This window comes from Bacillus sp. LLTC93 (assembly GCF_002993125.1).
Lineage (GTDB): Bacteria > Bacillota > Bacilli > Bacillales > Bacillaceae > Bacillus > Bacillus zhangzhouensis.
The window spans coordinates 220,396-243,370 of record NZ_PVME01000003.1 but is presented as its reverse complement, the minus strand read 5'-3'; the positions used below and the strand labels follow the sequence as shown (position 1 = coordinate 243,370).

The 22,975-nt window shown below is 41.5% G+C and carries 27 protein-coding genes; 22 read left to right on the top strand and 5 right to left on the bottom strand.

Features of this window, described 5'->3' with window-relative positions; genetic code table 11:
- Window positions 1–23 precede the first annotated feature (23 nt).
- Window positions 24–947, bottom strand: coding sequence for a COX15/CtaA family protein (locus C6W18_RS10685; RefSeq protein WP_034318066.1), 924 nt, complete (start codon window positions 945–947; stop codon window positions 24–26).
- A gap of 396 nt (window positions 948–1,343) precedes the next feature.
- Here C6W18_RS10685 and cyoE point away from each other — a divergent pair, with 396 nt between their 5' ends.
- The 6 genes from cyoE (at window position 1,344) to ctaG (ending at window position 7,516) form a co-directional block, all read left to right on the top strand.
- Window positions 1,344–2,261 carry a heme o synthase gene (cyoE, locus tag C6W18_RS10680; protein WP_034318063.1) on the top strand — a complete coding sequence of 306 codons (918 nt, stop codon included), beginning with the start codon at window positions 1,344–1,346 and terminating at the stop codon, window positions 2,259–2,261.
- A gap of 279 nt (window positions 2,262–2,540) precedes the next feature.
- On the top strand, window positions 2,541–3,608 hold the full coding sequence (coxB, locus tag C6W18_RS10675; RefSeq protein WP_034318061.1) for a cytochrome c oxidase subunit II: 1,068 nt from the start codon (window positions 2,541–2,543) through the stop codon (window positions 3,606–3,608).
- A 175-nt stretch (window positions 3,609–3,783) separates the two neighbouring features.
- On the top strand, window positions 3,784–5,655 hold the full coding sequence (ctaD, locus tag C6W18_RS10670; protein WP_034318059.1) for a cytochrome c oxidase subunit I: 1,872 nt from the start codon (window positions 3,784–3,786) through the stop codon (window positions 5,653–5,655).
- Entirely contained in the window at window positions 5,655–6,275 is a 621-nt protein-coding gene (ctaE, locus tag C6W18_RS10665; protein ID WP_373465679.1) for a cytochrome c oxidase subunit III, read from the top strand. The genes ctaD and ctaE overlap by 1 nt, the downstream gene beginning before the upstream one ends.
- Window positions 6,276–6,277: 2 nt before the next feature.
- Window positions 6,278–6,607 carry a cytochrome c oxidase subunit IVB gene (gene ctaF, locus C6W18_RS10660; RefSeq protein WP_024426910.1) on the top strand — a complete coding sequence of 110 codons (330 nt, stop codon included), beginning with the start codon at window positions 6,278–6,280 and terminating at the stop codon, window positions 6,605–6,607.
- A gap of 30 nt (window positions 6,608–6,637) precedes the next feature.
- Entirely contained in the window at window positions 6,638–7,516 is an 879-nt protein-coding gene (gene ctaG / locus C6W18_RS10655) for a cytochrome c oxidase assembly factor CtaG (RefSeq protein ID WP_105927548.1), read from the top strand.
- Window positions 7,517–7,708: 192 nt separating this feature from the next.
- Here the strand turns inward: ctaG and C6W18_RS10650 are convergent, their stop codons facing one another.
- The gene (locus C6W18_RS10650) at window positions 7,709–8,074 is read right to left on the bottom strand and encodes a YugN family protein (RefSeq protein WP_034318051.1); all 366 of its coding nucleotides are present in this window, start codon (window positions 8,072–8,074) and stop codon (window positions 7,709–7,711) included.
- A 161-nt stretch (window positions 8,075–8,235) separates the two neighbouring features.
- On the opposite strand from C6W18_RS10650, the gene C6W18_RS10645 reads away from it, so the two are divergent.
- From C6W18_RS10645 to coaD, 9 genes are all read left to right on the top strand, one after another.
- Complete coding sequence (locus C6W18_RS10645) at window positions 8,236–8,658, top strand: CBS domain-containing protein (RefSeq protein ID WP_034318137.1); 423 nt, start codon at window positions 8,236–8,238, stop codon at window positions 8,656–8,658.
- A gap of 122 nt (window positions 8,659–8,780) precedes the next feature.
- On the top strand, window positions 8,781–9,824 hold the full coding sequence (locus tag C6W18_RS10640) for a CAP domain-containing protein (RefSeq protein ID WP_034318049.1): 1,044 nt from the start codon (window positions 8,781–8,783) through the stop codon (window positions 9,822–9,824).
- 107 nt (window positions 9,825–9,931) lie between these two features.
- The gene (locus tag C6W18_RS10635; protein ID WP_105927547.1) at window positions 9,932–10,345 is read left to right on the top strand and encodes a YlbD family protein; all 414 of its coding nucleotides are present in this window, start codon (window positions 9,932–9,934) and stop codon (window positions 10,343–10,345) included.
- Window positions 10,346–10,364: 19 nt separating this feature from the next.
- Complete coding sequence (locus tag C6W18_RS10630) at window positions 10,365–10,613, top strand: YlbE-like family protein (protein ID WP_034318044.1); 249 nt, start codon at window positions 10,365–10,367, stop codon at window positions 10,611–10,613.
- Between the two features lie 72 nt (window positions 10,614–10,685).
- Window positions 10,686–11,093, top strand: coding sequence for a hypothetical protein (locus C6W18_RS10625; RefSeq protein ID WP_034318041.1), 408 nt, complete (start codon window positions 10,686–10,688; stop codon window positions 11,091–11,093).
- Window positions 11,094–11,150: 57 nt separating this feature from the next.
- Complete coding sequence (ricF, locus tag C6W18_RS10620; RefSeq protein WP_034318038.1) at window positions 11,151–11,600, top strand: regulatory iron-sulfur-containing complex subunit RicF; 450 nt, start codon at window positions 11,151–11,153, stop codon at window positions 11,598–11,600.
- A 64-nt stretch (window positions 11,601–11,664) separates the two neighbouring features.
- The gene (locus C6W18_RS10615; RefSeq protein WP_034318036.1) at window positions 11,665–11,937 is read left to right on the top strand and encodes a YlbG family protein; all 273 of its coding nucleotides are present in this window, start codon (window positions 11,665–11,667) and stop codon (window positions 11,935–11,937) included.
- A 282-nt stretch (window positions 11,938–12,219) separates the two neighbouring features.
- Entirely contained in the window at window positions 12,220–12,807 is a 588-nt protein-coding gene (gene rsmD, locus C6W18_RS10610) for a 16S rRNA (guanine(966)-N(2))-methyltransferase RsmD (protein WP_262982646.1), read from the top strand.
- 3 nt (window positions 12,808–12,810) lie between these two features.
- Entirely contained in the window at window positions 12,811–13,293 is a 483-nt protein-coding gene (gene coaD / locus C6W18_RS10605; protein ID WP_034318030.1) for a pantetheine-phosphate adenylyltransferase, read from the top strand.
- A 13-nt stretch (window positions 13,294–13,306) separates the two neighbouring features.
- Here the strand turns inward: coaD and ylbJ are convergent, their stop codons facing one another.
- Window positions 13,307–14,515: a sporulation integral membrane protein YlbJ gene (ylbJ, locus tag C6W18_RS10600; protein WP_105927546.1), complete on the bottom strand. Its 1,209-nt coding sequence runs from the start codon at window positions 14,513–14,515 to the stop codon at window positions 13,307–13,309.
- Between the two features lie 159 nt (window positions 14,516–14,674).
- Here ylbJ and C6W18_RS10595 point away from each other — a divergent pair, with 159 nt between their 5' ends.
- Both C6W18_RS10595 and C6W18_RS10590 read left to right on the top strand, forming a co-directional pair.
- Complete coding sequence (locus C6W18_RS10595) at window positions 14,675–15,454, top strand: patatin-like phospholipase family protein (protein ID WP_105927545.1); 780 nt, start codon at window positions 14,675–14,677, stop codon at window positions 15,452–15,454.
- A gap of 4 nt (window positions 15,455–15,458) precedes the next feature.
- Window positions 15,459–16,487 (top strand): SepM family pheromone-processing serine protease, encoded by a 1,029-nt coding sequence (locus tag C6W18_RS10590; RefSeq protein WP_105927544.1) that lies wholly within the window; start codon window positions 15,459–15,461, stop codon window positions 16,485–16,487.
- 234 nt (window positions 16,488–16,721) lie between these two features.
- Here C6W18_RS10590 and C6W18_RS10585 read toward each other — a convergent pair whose 3' ends face one another.
- Window positions 16,722–17,969, bottom strand: coding sequence for a nucleotidyltransferase (locus C6W18_RS10585; protein WP_105927543.1), 1,248 nt, complete (start codon window positions 17,967–17,969; stop codon window positions 16,722–16,724).
- 206 nt (window positions 17,970–18,175) lie between these two features.
- Between C6W18_RS10585 and C6W18_RS10575 the strand changes: the two genes are divergently transcribed.
- The 3 genes from C6W18_RS10575 to gerR all read left to right on the top strand — a co-directional run bounded on the left by C6W18_RS10575 (window position 18,176) and on the right by gerR (window position 19,569).
- Entirely contained in the window at window positions 18,176–18,694 is a 519-nt protein-coding gene (locus C6W18_RS10575; RefSeq protein ID WP_019743276.1) for a YceD family protein, read from the top strand.
- A 26-nt stretch (window positions 18,695–18,720) separates the two neighbouring features.
- A complete protein-coding gene (rpmF, locus tag C6W18_RS10570) occupies window positions 18,721–18,894 on the top strand; it encodes a 50S ribosomal protein L32 (protein WP_008354700.1) in 174 nt (57 codons plus the stop codon).
- 135 nt (window positions 18,895–19,029) lie between these two features.
- The gene (gene gerR / locus C6W18_RS10565; protein WP_034318017.1) at window positions 19,030–19,569 is read left to right on the top strand and encodes a sporulation-specific transcriptional regulator GerR; all 540 of its coding nucleotides are present in this window, start codon (window positions 19,030–19,032) and stop codon (window positions 19,567–19,569) included.
- 47 nt (window positions 19,570–19,616) lie between these two features.
- On the opposite strand, the gene C6W18_RS10560 is transcribed toward gerR, so the two are convergent.
- Complete coding sequence (locus C6W18_RS10560; RefSeq protein WP_034318014.1) at window positions 19,617–20,096, bottom strand: N-acetyltransferase; 480 nt, start codon at window positions 20,094–20,096, stop codon at window positions 19,617–19,619.
- Between the two features lie 211 nt (window positions 20,097–20,307).
- Here C6W18_RS10560 and C6W18_RS10555 point away from each other — a divergent pair, with 211 nt between their 5' ends.
- Both C6W18_RS10555 and bshC read left to right on the top strand, forming a co-directional pair.
- Window positions 20,308–21,207, top strand: a complete 900-nt coding sequence (locus C6W18_RS10555; RefSeq protein WP_034318011.1) for a 2-dehydropantoate 2-reductase — start codon at window positions 20,308–20,310, stop codon at window positions 21,205–21,207.
- 65 nt (window positions 21,208–21,272) lie between these two features.
- Window positions 21,273–22,892: a bacillithiol biosynthesis cysteine-adding enzyme BshC gene (gene bshC, locus C6W18_RS10550; RefSeq protein ID WP_105927542.1), complete on the top strand. Its 1,620-nt coding sequence runs from the start codon at window positions 21,273–21,275 to the stop codon at window positions 22,890–22,892.
- The last annotated feature ends 83 nt before the right edge of the window (window positions 22,893–22,975 follow it).

Genomic DNA, 22,975 nt, shown 5'->3' with positions numbered 1-22,975 from the left:
ACATGGAAGGGGGATACAAACTTTTATCTAAATGGCTCTTTACTTTCATATTTATACCGGGCAATGAGTAAGCAGAAGTAGCATAGTACCCCAAACAAACAAGAAATAAAGAATGAATGAGCAAGCGCATAACCAAGTGCAAGGTGAGAATAAACAGACATCACACCTGAAATTGCTTGAAGTGTAATCAGAATGGCTGAAATGATCCATCCATAATACAACTGCTTCTGATCTTTATAATGTTTAATGGCATGGATCATGGCGATAAATATCCATACGAATAAAAGAAGTGCTGCTGCTCGGTGAGACATTTGAACCCACTGATTAAAATAAGTCGGAAGTGCGCCGTCTTTTGAACAAAATGGAAAGACAGAGCAAGCAAGGCTCGATTTTGTATGTCTTACATAAGCACCCGTATACACCACGATATACGTATATGTGATCAAGCCATAAATATGGAACTGCATTCTTTTTCCGATATGAAGGGGCTTCACAAGCTTTGTTTCAGATCTAGTTGCCTCAAATACAAGAAGGGCAAGCAGTAAGATTGAAGCAAAAGAAATCAGTGAAATACCGAAGTGCAGTGCCATCACAAGTGCATTAGAACCAAACACAACGGCGAGTGCCCCTAACAGCGCTTGGAGCAGTAAGAATATAATGGACATGATGACCAAGAATTTGGTTTCACGGAATACTGGACTAATCTTTTTCCAGCATAAGATCGCCAGTGCTAGTACAAGAATAGTGGAAACCCCTGTTGACATGCGGTGACTCCATTCAATGATGGAAGCAGGATTCATTTCAGGAAAGAAACGACCGTGGCAAAGGGGCCACTGTCTACCGCAGCCAAGACCCGAGCCGGTTTTTGTAACAAGCGCACCACCAATCAGAACGATCAGCATCACAAACGTTGTGACAACGCTCAATAGCCTTAAAGCAAATTTCATCAAATTATTTCACCTTCTCTAAAAAACTTCTGATACAAATGAAAACCTCACATGCTCTCAAGTTTAAGTCAAATGCGTGTTCTGTTGCAATTCATAATCACCAAAGTTCACAAAAAAATGATATGTCAGTTCACAAAGTTTACAGATTTAGAGTGCTTGATCTTTCTTTGACAGTCTGATAGAAATAGAGGAGAGAATATTTCATTTTGCACCGCCTTCTGAAACACACATATATATCCTATATAAATTCACGAAAAGTTCACAAATAACTTCAAGTTTGTCGTTTATTATTTAATAGGATGTTTTTTTACAGCTCTTTATCTTGTATGATAGAGTTGTAACGATTTTACGTTTCATTTGTTAGTTTCAAGGTTTGGGCAAGGGAGGTTATACACATTGGCAAATTCCAAAACAGCCGCGGAAGCAGCTATTCATGGACAAATAGAAGAAACAACAGCTTGGAAAGATTTTCTTGCTCTTATTAAAATGGGCATCGTCAATTCCAACTTCATTACAACATTTACTGGAATGTGGCTTGCTTTTTATTTTACAGATATGAGTTTTCTTGGGAATCTTGATATTGTGCTGTTAACAATGATTGGTTCTTCTCTCATTATTGCCGGTTCATGCGCCATTAATAATGCGTTTGACCGTGATATTGATATATTAATGGAAAGAACAAAAACAAGACCGACGGTTACAGGTAAAATTCAGCCGGGGCAAGCGTATGCATTTGGCATTTTGCTTGTTGTACTTGGACTCATTATGCTTCTGATGACAACCATTACATCAGCAGTGATTGGATTTATTGGAGTCTTTACTTATGCGGTTCTTTACACCATGTGGTCTAAACGCCATTACACCATCAATACTGTCATCGGAAGTGTATCTGGGGCGGTTCCGCCATTAATCGGCTGGACAGCTGTCACAGGTACAATTGACACAACGGCTTGGGTTTTGTTTATGATTATGTTCATTTGGCAAATCCCACACTTCCTGTCACTTGCGATTAAGAAAACGGAAGATTACCGCAAGGCAGGCATTCCGATGCTGCCAGTTGTCTACGGCTTTGAAGTCACAAAACGCCAAATTATTATTTGGACAGCATGTCTTCTTCCACTTCCGTTTTTCTTAGGTGGATTAGGATGGCCGATTGTTGCACTTGGTACATTGCTAAACATTGGATGGCTCGTCATTGGCCTTATGGGCTTTAAAATGAAAGACGTCATGAAGTGGTCTACACTGATGTTCGTTTATTCATTAAACTACTTAACCATCTTTTTCGTTGCGATGATTATTATTACACTATTCTAGAGTGAAATACACTTTGATCACATCAAAACAATGGCTATATCTTATAACACAACATTTTCTTACAACTATGAAAGCCGCCTGATATTCAGTTCTATTTAGGCGGCTTTCTGTTTATACATAGATGGTATTTTGAGTAAAAACATCATTTTTTTATGAAAAGAGGAAATGTAAGTGCTTTTATAAGGGGCGGGGGTTATTGATGAGTGAAAGGTGATTTTATAAATAAGAGGTAAAAAGCGAAAGGCAAAGGAGATCAAGCAAAAGGGGTTGGGACAAATTATGATAAGAAAATGGCGTGTTTATTCACTGTTTCTCTTACTGACGCTCGTTTTGGCGGGCTGTGGTGAACCATACTTATCAACACTCAAGCCAGTCGGGGAAGTAGCAGATAAACAGTTTTTCCTGACGGTACTGAGTACACTTATTATGGTTCTTGTCGTCATTGTTGTATCGATCATTTTCTTTTACGTCATCATTAAATTTAAACGTTCTAAAGTGGGAGAAGATACGATTCCAAAACAGGTGGAAGGGAACCGTAACCTAGAAATTACGTGGACAGCGATCCCAATTCTTCTACTCATTATTCTCGTTGTACCTGTTGTGGCATATACGCTTGAGCTAGGGGATACAAGCGCTATGGATAAGAAAAAACGAGATCCTGAAAAGACACTTGTTGTAAATGTAAGAGCCAGCTTATATTGGTGGGAATTTGAATACCCTGATTATGGGATTGTCACAAGTCAGGAATTAATTGTACCGACAGATCAAAAGGTGTACTTTAAGCTGAAAGCATCCGATGTCAAACACTCTTTCTGGGTTCCATCAGCTGGCGGTAAAATCGATACAAATACAGACAATGAGAACAAATTTTATTTGCAATTTGATTCGAAACGAACGAAAGATGCTGGAGAATATTTCTACGGGAAATGTGCGGAGCTTTGTGGTCCATCACATGCTTTAATGGACTTTAAAGTTAAAACGCTTTCTCAAGATGAGTTTTTAGGGTGGACCAAAAAAATGGCAGATTACAAGAAGCCTACATCCACGTCAGACCTAGCCTTAGAGGGTGAAAAACTATTTAAAGAGAAAAACTGTTTGAGCTGTCACGCAGTAGAGCCTGGGGACGAACGGCCTGAAGCGGCAAGGACTGCTCCAAACCTTGCGACGTTCGGAGAGCGAACGAAAGTAGCTGGAATTAAAGACATGAACAAAGAAAATGTGAAAGCATGGCTGAAAGATCCAGAGAGCTTTAAACCAGGTAATAAGATGACAGGGACGTATCCTAAATTAAATGACTCAGAAGCAGATGCACTCTACGAGTATTTAAAAGGTCTTAAAATAGAGTGATTTTTAGAGCCTATGTTCAAATAGGTATGTGATCTTATTGAAGTTTTTGTTAAGAGCTCCCGAATATGTCTCTACAACCGAGAAGTAGTCATCTGTCAGACACAGTCTGTTTAAAAGATCGTTAAGATAGACATCTATATGAAAAGGGGCAAATGGGAGATAAGAGGGGGATTTCATGGTGAGTACAATAGCTAAAAAGCGGGGGTTTGGCGCTGTCTTATGGGATTACTTGACGACGGTTGACCACAAAAAAATTGCCGTACTATATTTAGTGGCAGGGGGATTTTTCTTTTTGGTTGGCGGCCTAGAAGCGATGTTTATCCGTATTCAGCTAGCCATCCCTGAAAATGATTTTGTGGGTGCAGGGGTTTACAATGAAATCATGACGATGCATGGAACGACAATGATTTTCCTTGCAGCAATGCCGCTTTTATTTGCATTAATGAATGCGGTTGTACCAATTCAAATTGGTGCACGTGACGTAGCATTTCCGTTTGTGAATTCACTTGGTTTTTGGCTATTCTTTTTCGGAGGGATTTTCTTAAACCTTGGCTGGTTCTTAGGCGGATCACCTGATGCGGGCTGGACTGCATACGCTTCGCTCACGCTGAATTCAGAAGGGCATGGCATGGATTTCTATATTTTAGGTTTGCAGATAGCGGGAATTGGTACGCTGATTGCCGGTATCAACTTTCTTGTGACGATCATTAATATGAGAGCGCCTGGTATGACGTACATGAGAATGCCGCTCTTCACTTGGACGACATTTGTCGCATCTGCACTCATTTTATTCGCATTCCCGCCGCTCACAGCAGGGCTTGCGATGCTGATGCTTGATAGAATGTTTGATACGAGCTTTTTCAATCCAGAGCTTGGAGGGAATACGATCATCTGGGAGCATTTGTTCTGGATTTTCGGACACCCGGAAGTATATATCTTGATCCTGCCAGCATTCGGAATTTTCTCTGAGATCATTCCAGTGTTTGCAAGAAAAAGATTGTTCGGCTACTCGTCCATGGTGTTCGCCACTGTATTGATTGGTTTCCTAGGGTTCATGGTGTGGGCGCATCACATGTTCACAACAGGGCTAGGACCTATTGCAAATGCGATCTTTGCCGTAGCCACTATGGCGATTGCGGTGCCAACAGGGATTAAAGTATTTAACTGGCTGCTCACCATATGGGGCGGTAACGTGAAGTTTACGACACCGATGCTGTATTCTGTTGCATTCATTCCGTCATTCTTACTTGGCGGGGTAACCGGGGTCATGCTTGCAGCCGCTGCAGCTGATTATCAGTTCCATGATACGTACTTTGTTGTGGCGCATTTCCACTACGTGATTATCGGTGGTGTGGTATTCGGAATTTTAGCAGGTGTGCATTACTGGTGGCCTAAAATGTTTGGAAAAATACTTAATGAGAAGCTTGGGAAAATTAGCTTTGTGCTCTTTTTTATCGGTTTCCATTTAACCTTCTTTATCCAGCATTTCTTGGGGTTATGGGGCATGCCGCGCCGTGTCTTTACGTTCCTGCCAGGTCAGGGCCTTGAGCTTGGAAACTTGATTAGTACAATAGGTGCTTTCTTTATGTTTGTAGCAGTTGTCATCATGTTGATTAACGTCATCTGGACAACAGCAAAAGGGGAGCGTGTATCGGGCGATCCTTGGGGAGATGGAAGAACGCTTGAATGGGCAGTGTCTTCACCTCCGCCAGAATATAACTTTAAACAGCTTCCACTTGTAAGAGGACTTGATCCATTATGGATTGAAAAAATGGATGGTAAAAAAGGAATGACAGCATCTGAACCGCTCGATGATATTCACATGCCGAATAATTCCATCTTACCTGTCATTATCTCATTCGGTCTATTTGTGTCAGCGTTTGGATTCATGTATCGTCAAGAGCACAGCTGGGGTCTTCCGGTGATTTTCATTGGTCTTGGCATAACGTTTGCGACCATGCTGGTCAGGTCTCTTAAAGATGATCATGGATATCATATTCACAAAGAAGATTTGACCGATGACGATGATAAAGGGGTGAAAGCATAATGGAACCACAAAAAATGACAGCGGAAACCTTTCCGGCTTCGCCTGAGAAAGCCACATTAGAAGGAAAGAATAAGTTCGTCGGGTTCTGGTTGTTTCTTGGGGGAGAAACTGTTCTGTTTGCATCTTTGTTTGCCACTTACTTGGCGCTGAAAAACTCAAATGCAGGTGGAGCAAAAACAACTGATATGTTTGACATCACAATTGTCTTTGTTGCCACGATGCTCCTGTTAACGAGCAGTTTAACGAGTGTGTATGCAATGTATCATATGAAAAACTTTAACTTTAAAAAAATGCAGCTATGGCTCGGAGTGACCGTTTTATTAGGTGCTGGATTTTTAGGGGTTGAAATTTATGAGTTTTATCACTATGTGCATGAGTATGAATTTACGATTACCAGCTCTGCTCTTGGCTCTTCCTTTTATACACTTGTAGGAACCCACGGAGCTCACGTTGCATTTGGACTTTGCTGGATTACCGCTCTTATGATTCGAAATATGAGACGCGGACTGGATTTATATAATGCACCAAAATATTATGTCGCAAGTCTTTATTGGCACTTCATTGATGTTGTGTGGGTCTTCATCTTTACCGTTGTATATTTAATGGGAATGGTGGGATAAGAATGGGAAATAAAAACACAAATCAGTCCAAAGTCGATCTTGTATACCGTAAAAAGAAAAATGCCGAAGAAATGAAGCATCAGCTCATTTCTTTCGGCTTGATGATTGGATTAACATTTGTTGCATTTTTAACGATCGCCTCTGAAGATGTCGGGAATTGGTTCGCAGTCCCATTTATTTTACTGCTTGCAGGCATTCAGGTGGCTTTTCAGCTTTATTATTTTATGCACATGAACCAAAAAGGGCATGAAACACCCGCGTTGTTTCTTTACTCAGGTGTGTTTGTCGCGTTTATTACCGTTTTAGCCTTTTTGACCATTATTTGGTGGTAAGCCCGCTTTGTCCTTGAAGGAGGCGCAGCAATGGAGAACTTAGAGATATTCGGATTTCGGGCATTATGGAGTCCCTATTATTTGACATGTATTGTAATAGCAGCTGCTTTTTATCTACTTCTCGTTACAAAGGGAAAGCACCGTGCGACGGTGAAAGAGAAAACGCTATTTCTGACTGGGCTTATTCTGTTATATGCCGTGAAAGGCAGCCCAATTGATTTAATGGGGCATATTATGTTCAGTGCACATATGGCGCAAATGGCGGTACTCTATTTAGTCATCCCGCCACTCCTTATCACAGGTTTACCTGTGGCCATTTGGGAGCGAATACTTCAAACACCAGGCATTCAGGCTATTTTCCGTTTGTTTTCCAAGCCTTTGATTGCTCTGCTTGGGTTTAACGGGTTGTTTTCGCTTTATCACATCCCGCTTGTGTTTGATTTTGTGAAAACAGATCCGTTTTATCATGCGTTGATGACGGTTGTCATTTTTATCGCTGCCTTTTTCATGTGGTGGCCGCTTGTCCATAAAGTCCAAAGTCAGCCGCAGATCACAGGCATTTTAAAGCTTGGTTACATCATGGCAGACGGTATATTGATGACACCTGCCTGCGCACTCATCATGTTTAGTGATGCACCGATCTATGCGACCTATTCAGATGCCGGCGCGTGGATACAAGCTCTGCATCTATGTGTGCCAAGCGATATGCTCGCAGGTCTTGCGCTAACTGGCCCTGATATGTTTCACACCTTGCCGCTGCTAGAGGATCAGCAGCTAGGCGCTATTTTGATGAAAATTATTCAGGAGATTGTTTACGGATCGATTCTTGCTGTTGTGTTCTTTGATTGGGCAAGAAAAGAAAGAGCGAAAGATGCCGTACCAGATGCGCTCATTCCGAAATATGAATAAATCTAAAGCACAGCCATCAAGGCTGTGCTTTAGATTTGTCTTCTTTTCAGCGTGATATGAAAACCCTTGAAGTCTAGGAGGGACGAGTACCGGAGCGAATTTGACATTCGTGAGCACCGGCACGCAGGAGTGACACCAAATATGAGGGTTTGTCTACACGCTAAAACACAGCCGCATGGGCTGTGTTTTGTTTTATGCTTCAGCAGTCATTGATTCTAGTTTTTCTTTCAGTCGGTTAAGCGTTTGTTTGCTTGATTGGATAAGAGATTTAGGGAAATCTTCACCTTCGCCGTATTCGACACCATGCGGATAATAATGTTTTCCAAGTAAAGGTGTCAGAAGCTGAATGTGTGCCTTTTTGGAACCGACATCTCCTTCAGTAGCGTAGCCATAGATCCGTAAATAAAATGTCCCTTCAACCATGCTATACTTCCTGTCATACGTCACTCGCTCATAATCCCATTGATCGGCTCGTACAAATCCTTCACTTTCCATGATGAAATCCAATTTATTTAAGTCAACTGATACCTTTTCAATCCCCGTACCTTCAAACTTCACCCAAAACCCCTCCTTATAAAAATTCCCTTTACTGACAATCATAGTATGAAAGCGTTAAACTTTCAACTGTGAAAGGTATGTTCTTTTATAAGCTGGTTACAGTAATAAAGAAAATAATAGATGGAGGAATCAACGTGAAAACGAAAAAAATCAAAGATATTATGACAAAAAAAGTAGTGACGTGCCAAAAGGACGACAATGCTTATGAAGCGGCAGTAAAAATGAAAGATGCTGACATCGGTGCCATTCCAGTGGTTGACGGAGATCAGCTCGTTGGAATTGTGACAGACCGGGACCTTGTACTCAGAGGCATTGCTGAGAAAAAGCCAAACTCGCAGGAAGTTGGCGCACTCATGACGAAGGAAGTACTAACAGCCGAAGAAGATGCAACGCTTGAAGAAATTGTCCGGTTAATGTCAGAGCACCAGCTCCGCCGCATTCCCGTCGTTAAAAGCGGAGCATTAACGGGCATTGTAGCTCTTGGAGATTTATCAGTTGAAGATTTGTCAAATGATCGTGCGGGAGATGCACTTACTGAAATCTCTCAACAAGATCAAGATCACGGGCAAGGATTTCTTCATTAACAGGGGCATATTTTAAATTCGTGTTAAATAGGCTGTATTGTCGTTGTAATATGGAGCAAGTTTTGTTTAAATGACAGTAGAAGGTACTTTTTGTACCTTGCCAATTTAACGGAGGTGTTTATTTGAAAACTGTGCTCAAAACACTCTTCATCCTCCTGATTATATCTGGAACGTACGTTCTGTTTATTCAATATGGATCTTCACCGGAAAAAGAAAGCAGCAATGAACCGAAGGTGTCTAATGAAGAAACATCTAGCGATAAGCCGATCAACATCCCAAAAAAGGGGCTCATGTCCTTTATGGGGAAATCTTCAAACGAAGTGCTTAAACAGCTGGGAGAACCAGATCGCATTGATCCTTCCGCATATGATTATGACTGGTGGATATACAACCAATCGAAGAAGCACTATATTCAAGTAGGGGTAAAGGATAGTAAAGTGGTGACTTTGTTTGCAACAGGAGACGGGCTAAATGTTGAACCATTTAAAATCGGTCAAGCCACAAGTGAAGTGTTTAAAAAAACACAAATTGCGCCTTACATTCATGTAGAGGATGAGCAAAATTCATACCGCTTTGAATTCTCAGAAGATGATATGAATACGCGGCCAACCGTGAAAGTGGGAGATGATGTCTATGTCCAGCTTTACATGGATAAGTTTGAAAGCACCCTTTCGAGTATCAGGGCCTTTAACGCAGATACATTTGTGAAACAAAAGCCGTATGAGGTTGTCTATCGAGGTCAATTGATAGAACCTGAAGCAATATCAGGCGAAAAATGGAAAGATATTGAGACTTCCAGCCAAAAACAAATTTTTGATATGACCAATATTATTCGCCATAAGTACAACCTGCCGACCTTAAAGTGGGACGATGAAACCTCCGAAGTCGCATTCATGCATAGTGAGGACATGAAAGAAAATCATTATTTCTCCCATGAGTCTAAAAAATACGGTACGCTGAAAGACCGATTAGAAAGAGGAGAGGTGGCATTTCAGCTCGCAGGTGAAAACATTGCATATAACTATGTGGATGGACCAGCAGCTGTAGAAGGCTGGCTCAATAGCGAAGGTCACCGGAAGGCGCTATTAAACGGAGATTACACACACCTTGGCGTAGGTGTGAAAGAAAAATACTATACTCAAAACTTCATCAAGAAAACATCTTAAAACAAAACAGCTGCACAACCGCAGCTGTTTTTTTATGAAAAAAGAGGCTCACCAAAACAGATGCTGGTGTATATAGTATAGTAGGCATTTGTATGGGGGGTGAGGATATGACAAACAAGCAAAAGCAAACATCCATTGATGAATTTAAACAATTCGTCAGACGCCATCCGAAGTTAATTCAAGAAGTGCAAACGCAAGAAAAAAGCTGGCAAAGTTTATACGAGAATTGGGTAATGTTTGGTGAGGAAGATGAGATGTGGTCTCCTTACCGGCAAACGCAATCTCAAGAAGCAAAAGACGAAAAAGCCTCTAAGCCAAGTGAACCGGGAAAAGCAGATTTTATGTCTAAAATGGTTTCTGCTGTGAAAAAAATGGACGCTGATCAAATGAATGAACAGATTAACAAAATGAGCCAGTCTATTTCCTCTTTACAAAGCTTACTCGGCCAATTTTCATCAAATGGCTCAAAAAAAGGTTCATCTGGAGGCAGTCAGCACCCATTCTCCTTCAGGAAAGATTAATTGAAAGGGGATGCTTTTGGTGCGGAAAGAAGTACAGGAGTTTGTCATGGCCGAAGAGGATCGAATCAAATTCATTAGACAACGTCCTCTCTGGTACAGACAGCTGACTCGACATCCTGAAAAACTATCTTCCTTTGAATTAGATAAAATGAACTTTTACGAAAAAACCATTCCTCATCGTGTGAGTCAGTTGAGCAATAGTGTCCAAATGGCTGAAATGATGATTCAAATGTTCCAAGCAATGCGCAATCAAAATGGAGCCGGGTGAGGCTTTTTTGAGTTGATTAAGATGTCTAATTCATGAGCATCCTATGAAAGTAGACGAAAGGAGAATCAGATGATGAAATGGATGCTGTCAATATGCGCATTGCTTTTTCTTGTCACTGGGTGTCAAAGTCAACATGAAGAAGAGCAAGTGGTCAAGCAAGAACCAGATGTACCAGTGATGCAGCAAGCCCAAAGTGAAATGAAGCAGCAAGGCTTTTTAAAATACAAAGTGCAGGGAACGGCTGTCTATATAGAAAGTACACTTCGAGATTTCCATCTTGAGCCTTCACTTGGAAATAAAGATGAGAAGGCGGGATATTTTACAGTATATGTAGATGGGAAACGTGCGGGCAATGAGTATACTGCTGCGTTTGTGGTCAAGCACCTTTCAAAAGGAAAGCATAAAATGACCGTTGTGCTGAATTCCCGTCATCCAGATTATAAACAAAAAAGAGAAACGTGGGACGTATTTGTCACGTAAAAGCATTTTCTGATCCATAGGTTTCGTGGTAAACTATGAATTGGAGGTGCAACATTTATGTATGCGACAATCGAATCTGTGGAGCTCCAAGAGGAAGCTAATCAATTGGCTGCCATGATTCTTCAGTCGGAGGAGGCTGAACATTACCGCAACTGCTTTAAGCGTCTCCAGCAAGACGAAGAAGCCCAGCAAATTATTGCCCATTTTACAAAAGTAAAAGAGCAATATGAGGATGTGCAGCGGTTCGGCAAATACCATCCGGACTATAGAACGATCTCAAAGGAAATGCGTGAGGTCAAAAGAAAGCTAGATCTTCACGATACAGTGGTTGATTTCAAAAAAGCAGAAACAGCGGTTCAATCCATCTTAGATGAGATTAGTATTGAAATTGGTCAAGCTGTATCAGCATATATTAAAGTTCCAACAGGGAACCCATATTTTGATGGCCTATCATCATGCGGCGGTGGCTGTGGATCAGGAGGCAGCTGCGGCTGTAAAGTATCTTGACGAGACTTGAACGTCTCGTCTTTTACATAATGAATGGAAGAATTGAAAAGCGGCAGGTGAAAAGATGGAAACCAAACGTCAAGGGATGGTCGTTTGGCTGCATTCGTTAAAGCAGTCAAAAGCGCTAAGAAAATTTGGGAATGTTCACTATATTTCAAGGAAAATGAAATATGCAGTGATTTATTGTGATATGAATGATCTCGAGCGCCATATGGCAAAGCTGAACTCATTGCCATTTGTAAAACGTGTTGAGCCCTCATATAAACCTTTTATTAAATTAGAGTACGAATCCAAATTGGACAAAGCGAAAGAATATGATTATAAGGTGGGCTTTTAAAGACACAAAAAAACCCCCGCGGCATCACCCGCGGGGTCCTTCTATTCTTAATGATTCATTAAGGAGAAGGCAAAGGGAGAGGAGAAACCGGAGGAAGAACTTATGGGGAAACGTAAGTCTTCTCCGCGGTTGGCAACAGCACCACATCAGATGCTGTTACAAGTAGTATGACCCCGCTTCCCGTCATCTATACATAGAAAATGAATGAAAATCCGCGCATTGTCCCATGCGGATTGGATGTGGTAAGATAATGTTGAATTTTTTGTCATAAGACAGTGAGCAATAGAAGCAAGCAGAAAAAGTGGTGGGAAAATGAGAGTCATCTCTGGAACGAGAAAAGGCCGCACGCTTAAAGCGGTACCAGGTCAATCAACAAGACCAACTACAGATAAAGTGAAAGAATCCATTTTTAATATGATAGGCCCGTATTTTGATGGCGGGAGGGCCCTTGATTTATTTGCGGGAAGCGGTGGTTTAGGAATTGAAGCGCTCTCTAGAGGATTCGATCATTGCATTTTCGTTGATCGAGATATGAAGGCGATTCAGACGATTAAAGGAAACCTGAATCAATTGTCGCTAATGGATCAAAGTGAAGTATTTCGGAATGATGCAAAGCGTGCTCTTGCAGCCGTTGTTAAACGAGAGGAATCCTTTCAAGCTATCTTTCTTGATCCGCCGTATAAGGATCAAAAGCTGAAGGCACTTCTTGAAATGATTGATGAGCACTCCTTATTAACAGATGATGGCGTGATTGTATGTGAGCATGATAAAGACGTTACGCTGCCTGAAGAAGCTGGACAGCTCCACATATCAAGGCGGGAACTGTACGGAATGACTGGCATTACGATCTATAGAAAGCGGGGAAATTAAAGCATGGGGAACATAGCCGTTTGTCCGGGTAGCTTTGATCCAGTCACATTGGGCCATTTGGATATTATTAAAAGAGGAGCAAACATCTTTGATGAAGTGTATGTATGTGTATTAAATAACTCATCAAAAAAACCGTTGTTTACAGTTGAAGAACGGTGTGAGCTCATTAGGCAAGCGACAAAGGATTTGCCAAATATCAAAGTTGAATCCTTTCATGGCTTGCTTGTTGATTATGCGAAACAAAAAGGGGCAAAAGTCATTTTGCGTGGACTAAGAGCCGTGACGGACTTTGAATATGAGATGCAAGGCACATCGATGAACAAAGTCTTAAATGATGAAATTGAAACATTTTTCATGATGACCAATAATCAATACTCCTTCTTAAGCTCAAGCATTGTCAAAGAAGTAGCGAAGTATCATGGCTCTGTCAAAGAGCTTGTTCCAAAAGAAGTAGATGCAGCGCTGAAAGAAAAATTTAATGGATGAGTGCCTCGTGCACTCATCCATTTTTTAGTTTCTGGTAATATAGAGCAATATACACGATTAGGCTGAACAAAGTGATCAAAGGGCCAGCTGTCACAAGCAGATTCCAGAGCACACTGCTAAACATGACGACTTGCTCGCTTGCTTCAAAGGCTCCTGCTGGAAGAGCCAAGTCTGATCGAGATACATAAAGAGGTTTGAATAATAAAAAGGCAAAGACAGCTGCATAAATCCCGTGGAGCAAACGGGCGAAGAAAAACGGTTTAAAGCGTATATCAGTAGCTGCCAAAATGCCGGCGACCTGGGCTTGAACAGAGAACCCGCTGAATCCTAAAATAAAGCTGACGACAATGGTTTTAGCGAGCAGGGTGACCTCTTGTGACCCCGTTAGCTGACTTCCTAATGTGATTTCAAATAAACCGGCAATCATGGCTAGATCTAATTCTGGCGGAAGGTGCATCGTTTGCAGCATATATCTGATCCCTATAGAGAGCAGGTCTGTCACATGAACAACTGACAGCATTTTGCTAAAGACAGAAAATAAGATAATAAAGCCACCAATCATAAAGAGTGTTTGAACTGACGACATGACAGCATCGCTTAAAATTTGGCCGAGCGGTCTTTTCTCTGCGAGTCTGGCTGTATGAAGGGCGCTGAATGCCTCTTTAAACGGTGGGAATAAAAATCCCTTCCGGCTTCTAAGATGCGCATCATGCCGCGCTTTATACCCCCGCATCGTCACACCAACAGCGAGATTCCCTAAATAATGTGCGCAGGCTAAAACAACCCCTAAAGCTGGGTGATGAAAAAAACCAACAGCCACCGCACCGAAAATAAACAATGGATTCGATGAATTTGTAAATGAAACAAGGCGCTCTGCTTCGATTCTCGTCAGCTGTCCTTCTTGCCTGAGTCTTGTCGTTAATTTAGCGCCAGAAGGAAAGCCTGAGGCCATTCCCATAGCTAGTACAAATCCGCCTACACCAGGTACTCGAAAGATGGGGCGCATAAATGGCTCTAATAACACTCCGACAAATCTGACAATCCCGAAACTAATTAATAGCTCGGACAAAATAAAAAAAGGAAGCAATGACGGAAATACAACCTCCCACCACATTGCAAGTCCATTTTTCGACGCTTGCAAAGAGGCTTGTGGGTGTGTAATCACAGTGGCTGTTAAAAAGATAAAAAAAGCAGCGATGAACAGAGTGTTCCATTTTTTCATGGAGATTTCGCCCCTTGCCGTTATGATCTATTGGCGAGCTCGTGATCAAAGAAAAAGGAAAAACTAGCCGAGCCTGTCTTCTATTACTATACGAGCAGAAGGGGCATGTTTAGACCTATAGATTCGTATATATGCATAGAAAGAGGAGGGTGGATTTTCATGAAGCGACCGGTCATCGGGCTTGCGCTAGGCTCTGGGGGTGCTAGGGGAATGGCGCATATCGGAGTTTTATCTAGTCTTGAGAAACAAGGAATTCAGGTGGATATGATTGCTGGAAGCAGTATTGGCGCACTTGTTGGGAGCTTTTATGCGGCAGGACAAGACGTAGAAAAAATGAAAAAACTTGCACTTGTCTTCAGAAGAAAGTATTATGCTGACTATACACTGCCAAAAATCGGTCTTTTAAAAGGAAATCGAATTTTGCAGCTGATCCACACGTTTACATATGGGAAAAAAATCGAGGAATTGCGAATGCCTCTTGCGATTGTCGCGTGTGACCTCGAGACAGGGGAGAAGGTTGTGTTCAAAGAAGGGTCTGTCTCACAAGCAGTTAGAGCGAGCATTAGCATTCCAGGTGTGTTTGTTCCGCACGAAATGGGCGGTAGACAATTAGTAGATGGAGCGGTTGTTGATCGTATTCCTGTTTCTGTTTTAAAAGAAATGGGTGCAGATCTCATTATCGCCTCTGATGTATCAAGGGTGAAAAAAACAGAAAAGGCGACGAGATTATCGGATGTGATTATGCAAAGTTTGGACATCCTTCAAAATGAATTGGTTCGTCATCAAACCATTCATGCAGACCTCATGATCCGGCCAAAGCTTGAAACATATAGCTCTAGTGCGTTTACACAGGTTCAAGAGATGATCGAAGCAGGTGAGCTCGCCGCAGACCAACTAAAAGGGAAACTAAAAGATGTCATTGATAAATGGGAGTGTTAATCGAATGAAAAAATTGAATATTCGCTGGCTCAGCTTTTTTGTGGTTGTTCTTGTATTATTTGGCTTAACCTTTGTTAAACTGCCGTATTACGTGACAAAGCCGGGCGATGCAACAGAGATTGCTCCGCACATTAAAGTAGACGGAGCATATGGCGAGAAGGGCAGCTTCTCCCTTATGACCATTAAAGTAGGTCCAGCAAACCCATATACGTATTTGCTTGCAAAAATGAACAAGTATGACGAGATCGTCCCGGAAGAAAACATTAAAGCGGACGGAGAATCGGATGAAGATTATATGAAACGACAGCTTCAGCTGATGAAAAGCTCTCAAGAAAATGCCATGATTGCAGCATATACAAAAGCAGGGAAAAAAGTAGATTATACGTTTAACGGGGTATATGCGAGCTACGTGATGAAAGGAATGCCCGCTTACGGAAAGATTGAAGTTGGCGACCGGATCAAAAGCGTTGATGGCAAGACCTATGATTCAGCTGATAAAATGGTTTCATATATCAGCAGTAAAAAAGCAGGCACATCTGTCCGCTTTGTCCTTGAACGAAACGGCAAAGAAATCACACAGCAAGTGACGTTAAAACCATTTAAAGAAGAGCCAAAACGAGTCGGAATAGGTGTGTCATTGTTTACAGACCGTCATGTGAAAGTGTCACCTGCGATTAAAGTAGATATTGAAAATATCGGCGGTCCATCAGCAGGCTTAATGATGTCGCTTGAAATTTATAACCAGCTGACAAAAGAAGACGAAACACATGGCTATGCGATCGCGGGGACTGGAACGATTGACGCCGATGGAACGGTCGGCCCAATTGGTGGGATCGATCAAAAGGTTGTGGCAGCAGATAAAGCAGGAAAAGACATTTTCTTTGCGCCAAACGATAAAGGCGATCCAAACTCAGACTATCAAAATGCAGTCAAAACAGCGAAAGATATTAAAAGTGATATGAAAATTGTCCCTGTAGATACAATGCAAGATGCACTGAACTATTTAAACAAATTAAAAGAGAAAGCATCATAAAAAAGAGCAGTCCTCAATAAGGCTGCTCTCAGCGTGTAGACAAACCCTCGCATTCGGTGTCAGTCCTGCGTGCCGGTGCTCACGAATCTCAAATTCGCTCCGCTCCGGTACTCGCCCTTTCCTAGACTGCAAAGGTTTTCTATCACGCTGAAAAGAAGACAAAGGGCTAAAATAAAGATCATTTTAGCCCTTTGTCAACAATCTGAGAGCAGCCCTCATTAAGGCTGCTCTTTTTTATCGAGAGAGAAAGAGATCAGTCTCTTCATCATATCGGATCGGAGAGGTTTTAAACTCTGCTTCCGTTAGTTCCGTTTGCATTGGCTCACAGATGGGAAGGCTGAAGACGCGGGAAGCGCGAATGTCAAGATCAAGTGCGGGATGTGAAAAGGAGGACAGCTTGCTCACAAGCGGTACGTCCAATTCTTTTTTCACAAGAGATAAGTATTGCTGCCCTTTCTTGGACATACCAAGTAAACGAATATAGGGCGCTTTTTTCTCTTTCAGAAGCTCATGCATTGCGGTTTTTTTCACTCTCATTAAGAGGTGGGTATTCATTCGCTGTAACCTTGTCCACGTATATCGTTTTGTTTTCACAAGTGATAGATATTCCTCATAGGAGGACGCGTGTGTGATCGCCTTTTGCATGCGGTGTTCGATGCCTTCTTCGATTTCATAGATGTCTTCTAGTTCAGCCGTATCCATTGTGTGAAAGACATGTTTTAAGAAGTTAAAATAGGCTTTTTGCGTATGTAAAAGACCGTATGAAGAATGATAGTTGTGTAATTGCTTTAAAGTAGCGTCCGGGAGATAGGGTGTGACCGCTTCAAATGAGCCGTGCTCTTTTAAGGCTTTTCGAATACTTGTTGCACTTGCGATTTTCTGATTGACAGGAAGTTCTTCATCATGATAATCAGATGCAATTCTCACGGAGGTAAAAGGCTGCATGTGAGGGGATCGTTCTAAGATGGCCTTTACATAATGAAAGCCCAAAATATTATTCGGTTTAGACAAATCCAGTAAGTGCTCAAGGTAAATGGCCTCTTGAAACGCAGCGGCAGCAGCAGCCGGATAGCTAAGCCCTTCTTTGACCTTCTCTTTTGTTAAAAGGTCAATCTCTGCCTTTTTCTCATGCCAAGCGTGAGCTGTGCGCTCAAATACGTTGATGTCCCCATCCTCACTTCCGAAAAAAAGAGTGCGGCATTTTAAAGCGTCTAGGATGGACACAGCGCCATTTGCAAAGGTTTCTGCCTTTTGCACAGCGTATATGTATGGAAGCTCACACACAATGTCTACACCGTTTTGCAGTGCCATTTTTGTACGTGCCCATTTTGAGACGATTGCAGGCTCTCCGCGCTGGAGGAAGGAACCGCTCATGACGGCAATGGCAACATCTGAGGAGGTTTGTTTTTTCGCCTGACGAACATGATAGGCATGTCCATAATGAAATGGGTTGTACTCTACAACGATTCCCACTGATTTCAATAGATGTTCCGCCTTTCTTGCTATGGTTAAATGGTCTATGCTACAGTAGCATAAGGGAAAAATGAAGCTCATTTTTTTCAGTGTAGGCATTCAAGGAACTGATGTCAAACAACCCACTGACATCACAAAGGACTGTAAAGAAAAAATATTGACAAATAACATGATGAAAGCTATAATCATGTTTGTTGCTCTTAGAGGTGATACAATTGAAATGGACAGTTTATCAATTACATCAAAAAGCTAAAAACAGCTTCGATTTTCATGAGACGGTTGACTTAAATGAACTTACTAGCCTTCATTCAGATATACGTCGCATTTCACCAGTAGAGGTGAAAGGGACTGGAGTGATCGAATCAAAGCAAGTCGCATTTGATTTAACCATCACAGGTGAAATGACATTGCCTTGTTCAAGAACGCTTGTTGATGTAAATTATCCATTTGCGATTTCAACGAAAGAACTATTTGTACTTCATAAGACAGACGATATAGAAGATGAAGACGTTTCCGTTGTAGAAGACGATATCATCGACTTAACGCCTATAGTCAAGGAAGAAATACTTCTTGAAGTACCGATGCAAATCTTTTGCGACCAAACAGACGTAAAAGGTGCTGCACCACAAGAAGGTAATGACTGGGCGGTCATTTCGGAAGATGCACATCAAAACCGAATTGATCCGCGTCTGGAAGGCTTGAAGAAGCTCTTAGAAGAAAATAATGAATCTTAACTTAACTCTTTAAGGAGGTGGGAATAATGGCTGTACCTTTTAGAAGAACTTCTAAAATGAAAAAAAGATTGCGTCGTACGCATTTCAAACTACAAGTACCTGGTATGGTAGCTTGCCCAGAATGCGGTGAAATGAAAATTTCTCATCGTGTCTGCAAATCTTGCGGAACATACAAAGGCAAAGACGTAAAAAGCAACTAATTTATAAAAAAGCGTGAGGGAATCTTCCCTTGCGTTTTTTTATTTGTCTATTTTTTAGGTTTCTCTCCTGCAAATAGTCTATCTACTCTAGTAGGCGCATATGATGTGGTATTCAGATTCAGGGGGGATGATCAATTGACGATTACAAGGCAGGATGCATGGACACAAGATGAAGATTTACTATTAGCAGAAGTCGTCTTAAGACATATTCGAGATGGAGGGACCCAGCTTTCCGCATTTGAGGAAGTCGGGAAAGCACTGTCAAGAACAGCTGCAGCATGTGGATTCAGGTGGAATTCTTACGTCAGAAAGCAGTATCAGGCAGGCATTGAACTGGCAAAAAAACAGCGAAAAGAACTGCGTAAAAAGATTGGTATTCATTCTTCAGGTTTACCACAGCATGCGTTAACAATAGAAAAGAAGACATCTTCAGATCAGGCTGAATTGACCCTTCGAGAAGTGATTCAGTTTTTAGAGCAGCTTGAAAAAGAGCCTTCTGGTCCCGCTTATTTACGCGAGGAGCTAAAGGATGCACATCATCAATTAAAGTCGCTCACAGAAGAAAATGAACACTTGAAGCGCCAATTGAAAATGACAGAAGAAGATTACCGAGCACTCATTGGTATTGTTGAAAGAGTTAAACAGAATATCAGCTTAAAAGACTACGCAAAATAAGAAAAAGCCCCTCACAGATAAAAGGAGGGGCGTTTTGTCATCAACCATTAAGCTGATTCACCTGTATTCTTTTTGATATGTGCGGGCTCCCAGATGAGTGGATTTTCACCCTTATCGCGTTCCATATCATATTTCACCGCTTCAAAGCCCATTTTATCCCAAAAACCAGCAGATTTGACGCGTGGATTCGTTCGAATCGGCAATCCGAAAGATTTGGCGAATTCAACAAGCGCTTCGCCGTACCCTTTGCGCTGATATCCAGGTAGCACTTCTAGCTTCCACAGCTCTAAATAATTATGATTATGGTCAAAATACGTAGTCGTCGAGCCATCCACTTGATATAGGCTCATACGTGCCACAAGCTTATCTCCAAAATAAATCCCGTAAAATGGAGAGTTGCTGTCATTTTCAATCATATTACTTTCAAGGTCTTCAAGCATTGAAAGTTCTTGTATGCCATATTCCTTAAATTGTTTAAATTCCTCTAATGTTTTGTAATTAATTAGAAGACGTTTTACTTGTGTCATGTGATCTTCCCCCTTACACACATAATGTCGACAGTGATGTTATTGAAGGCGTTTTCATCCCATCCGCCTAAAAAAGTTTTTACACTTATTATTATAGTTTTTAAATTAAAAAAATTCAATCATAGCGCGTCATCTGCTTTTTGCATCATGACATGAAACTGTTAAAATAGTGGATATGATGAAGTAAACAGAAAAAAGGGAAGTGCGGCAGTTGAAAATTGGAATCATTGGCGGAGGTGCGATCGGTCTTCTTTGTGCCAGTTATTTATCACAGCAACATGACATCACCGTATTTACAAGAAGAAATGAACAGGCAAAAGAGATTCGAGCGTCAGGAATTGAACGAACGGTGAGAGGAGAAACGTTTCGGGCAGTGGCTCATGCAGACACAGGTGTAAAAGGAATATTTGATCTACTGATTGTGACGGTGAAATATCATCATTTGCAAGATGTACTGGACGAACTATCGACATTACCTCGTCAGCGGATCTTATTTTTGCAGAACGGAATGGCCCACCTATTAGACTTAGAGAACTGGAAAACGGCACATCAATTATATATAGGTGTGGTAGAGCATGGCGCAATGAAGGTGTCAGATCATGCAGTCGCTCATACAGGTATTGGTGTCATAAAGTGGGGGGCATTTCATCATAAGGAAGCAGCAGATGTGAGGAATGAATTGAATGAGACATCAGCCCATTTTCAGATGGTCTATACAGATGAATGGAAAAAGGTGCTGGAGGAAAAACTGCTTGTCAATGTCTGTATTAACCCGCTGACGGCTTTATTACATGTGAAAAATGGGGAACTGATCGCAAATGCCTCATATGAATATATGATGAAATGTGCATTTGAAGAAGCTGTTTCCGTTTTAGGCTTGTCTGAAAAAGAGCGGCTCTGGTCCCATGTGGTCTCTATTTGTGATAAAACGGCCGCTAATCAATCGTCGATGCTTCAAGATATCGTAAAAGGCCGCCAAACCGAAAGAAAAGCCATCGTTGGCTATCTTTTAAAACAGGCTCAGGCACAAGAGATTCTGACGCCACATCTTGCTTTCTTCAATAGAAGCTTGGAAGTATTGGAAAAAAAGCAAACAAAATCTTTTGAGTGAGCTCATTTACATGCTATACTTTTTTCGGGAAACTAACTATTTATTGAAGAAAGGAAGTTCTAAACATGCAATTGACTGAACTTTCCATCCGAAGTCAGAATTTATTCATACGTGATTATATAGAAGAAAAAAAAGAGATGACTGCTTTTTTTGATTATGATATACATTCTGAGCACACATGGAAAAAGAGATACGACGATCTCATGGGAAGGAGCTTCCCGCGCGAGGCTTTAGCGGATTATATGAGCGCATATCACGCGAAGTTTGAATCGGCAGCGATGCGTCAGAACATTGAAAAAATCCGTGATGAACGGAGTGTCATGGTGGTTGGAGGGCAGCAGGCAGGCCTATTAACAGGACCGCTTTATACCATACATAAAATCATATCGATTATTCAGTTTGCAAAAGAAAAAGAATCAGAGCTTGGCGTTCCTGTGATTCCGGTCTTCTGGGTAGCTGGTGAGGATCATGACGTAGATGAAATTAATTTTGTGTACACGTCTGGCGAAAAAGGTCCAGTCAAACAAAAGCTGCCATTACATAGCGTCAAAAAAGCAGCTGCGAAAAGAACACCGCTACATCAGGAGAAAACAGAGAAATGGCTTCGTGATGTGTTTTCAACCTATGAAGAATCTGCTTACACAAATGATTTGCTTGATCAGCTTCTTCGATGTTTACGCAAATCACAAACATTTACTGATTTCTTTGAATGGATTGTGTGCGACCTCTTTGAAGAAGATGGACTGCTGCTATTTAATTCAGGAGACTTAGGCGTCAAACCACTTGAGCGCACGTTATTTAAGCAGATTATCGAGACAAGTGATACGATCACAGCTCGCCTGAACGAAACGCAGGCTGCCATGAAGCGAGCTGGATATCGGCCGATCATTGAAGCTGGTGACCACCAGGCAAACCTGTTTTACGAATATGATGAGGAACGTTTCCTCATTGAAAAAGAGCAGCATCAGTTTTCTGTATCAGAAGTGGGGCTTACGTGGACAAAGGAAGAGCTTTTGCAGGAAGTCGAGGAGCACCCAGAAAGGTTTAGCAACAATGTGGTGACGCGTCCCTTGATGCAAGAGACCCTTCTTCCAACACTTGCTTTTATGGCAGGACATGGTGAAGTCAACTATTGGGGCGAGCTGAAAGGAATTTTTGAACACTTTGAATTAAAGATGGCACCTGTTCTTCCAAGACTGCACGTCACCATTCTTGAAAGGCACATTGACAAAAAACTACCGGTCAGAGAACTGTCGGTAGAAGAAGTACTGACAAACGGAGTAAAAGAAAAGAAGGATGCGCACTTTCAGCAAAGTCTTCCAGACAGCTTCGTTCAAGCGGTTCAACATGCGAAACGTGAATTAGCAAATGTTCATGGGACGGTGAGACAAGAAGCGCTGGAGATTGAACCGAGCTTTGAGCAGCTTCTAGATAAAAATGCCAAATTTATTGAAGACCAACTTCAATTTGTCTATCAAAAGGTGGCTCAGCGTGTGGAAGAGAAGGAAGGATATATCCTTCGCGACTTTGAACGGATTGAAAATAGTTTAAAACCACTTGATGCACCACAAGAAAGAATTTGGAATATCATGTATTTTTTAAACAAATATGGTCCAGAATTCTTCAAAACATTCAAAAATATGCCATTTTCATTTCAAAACAAGCAACAAATTGTCAAACTTTGAAATAAAGTTTTAATCAACCCTGACTAGTTCAGGGTTTTTTTTTATGAAGAAACAGTGTAGAATAAGTTTTGTGGAGAGAAGTG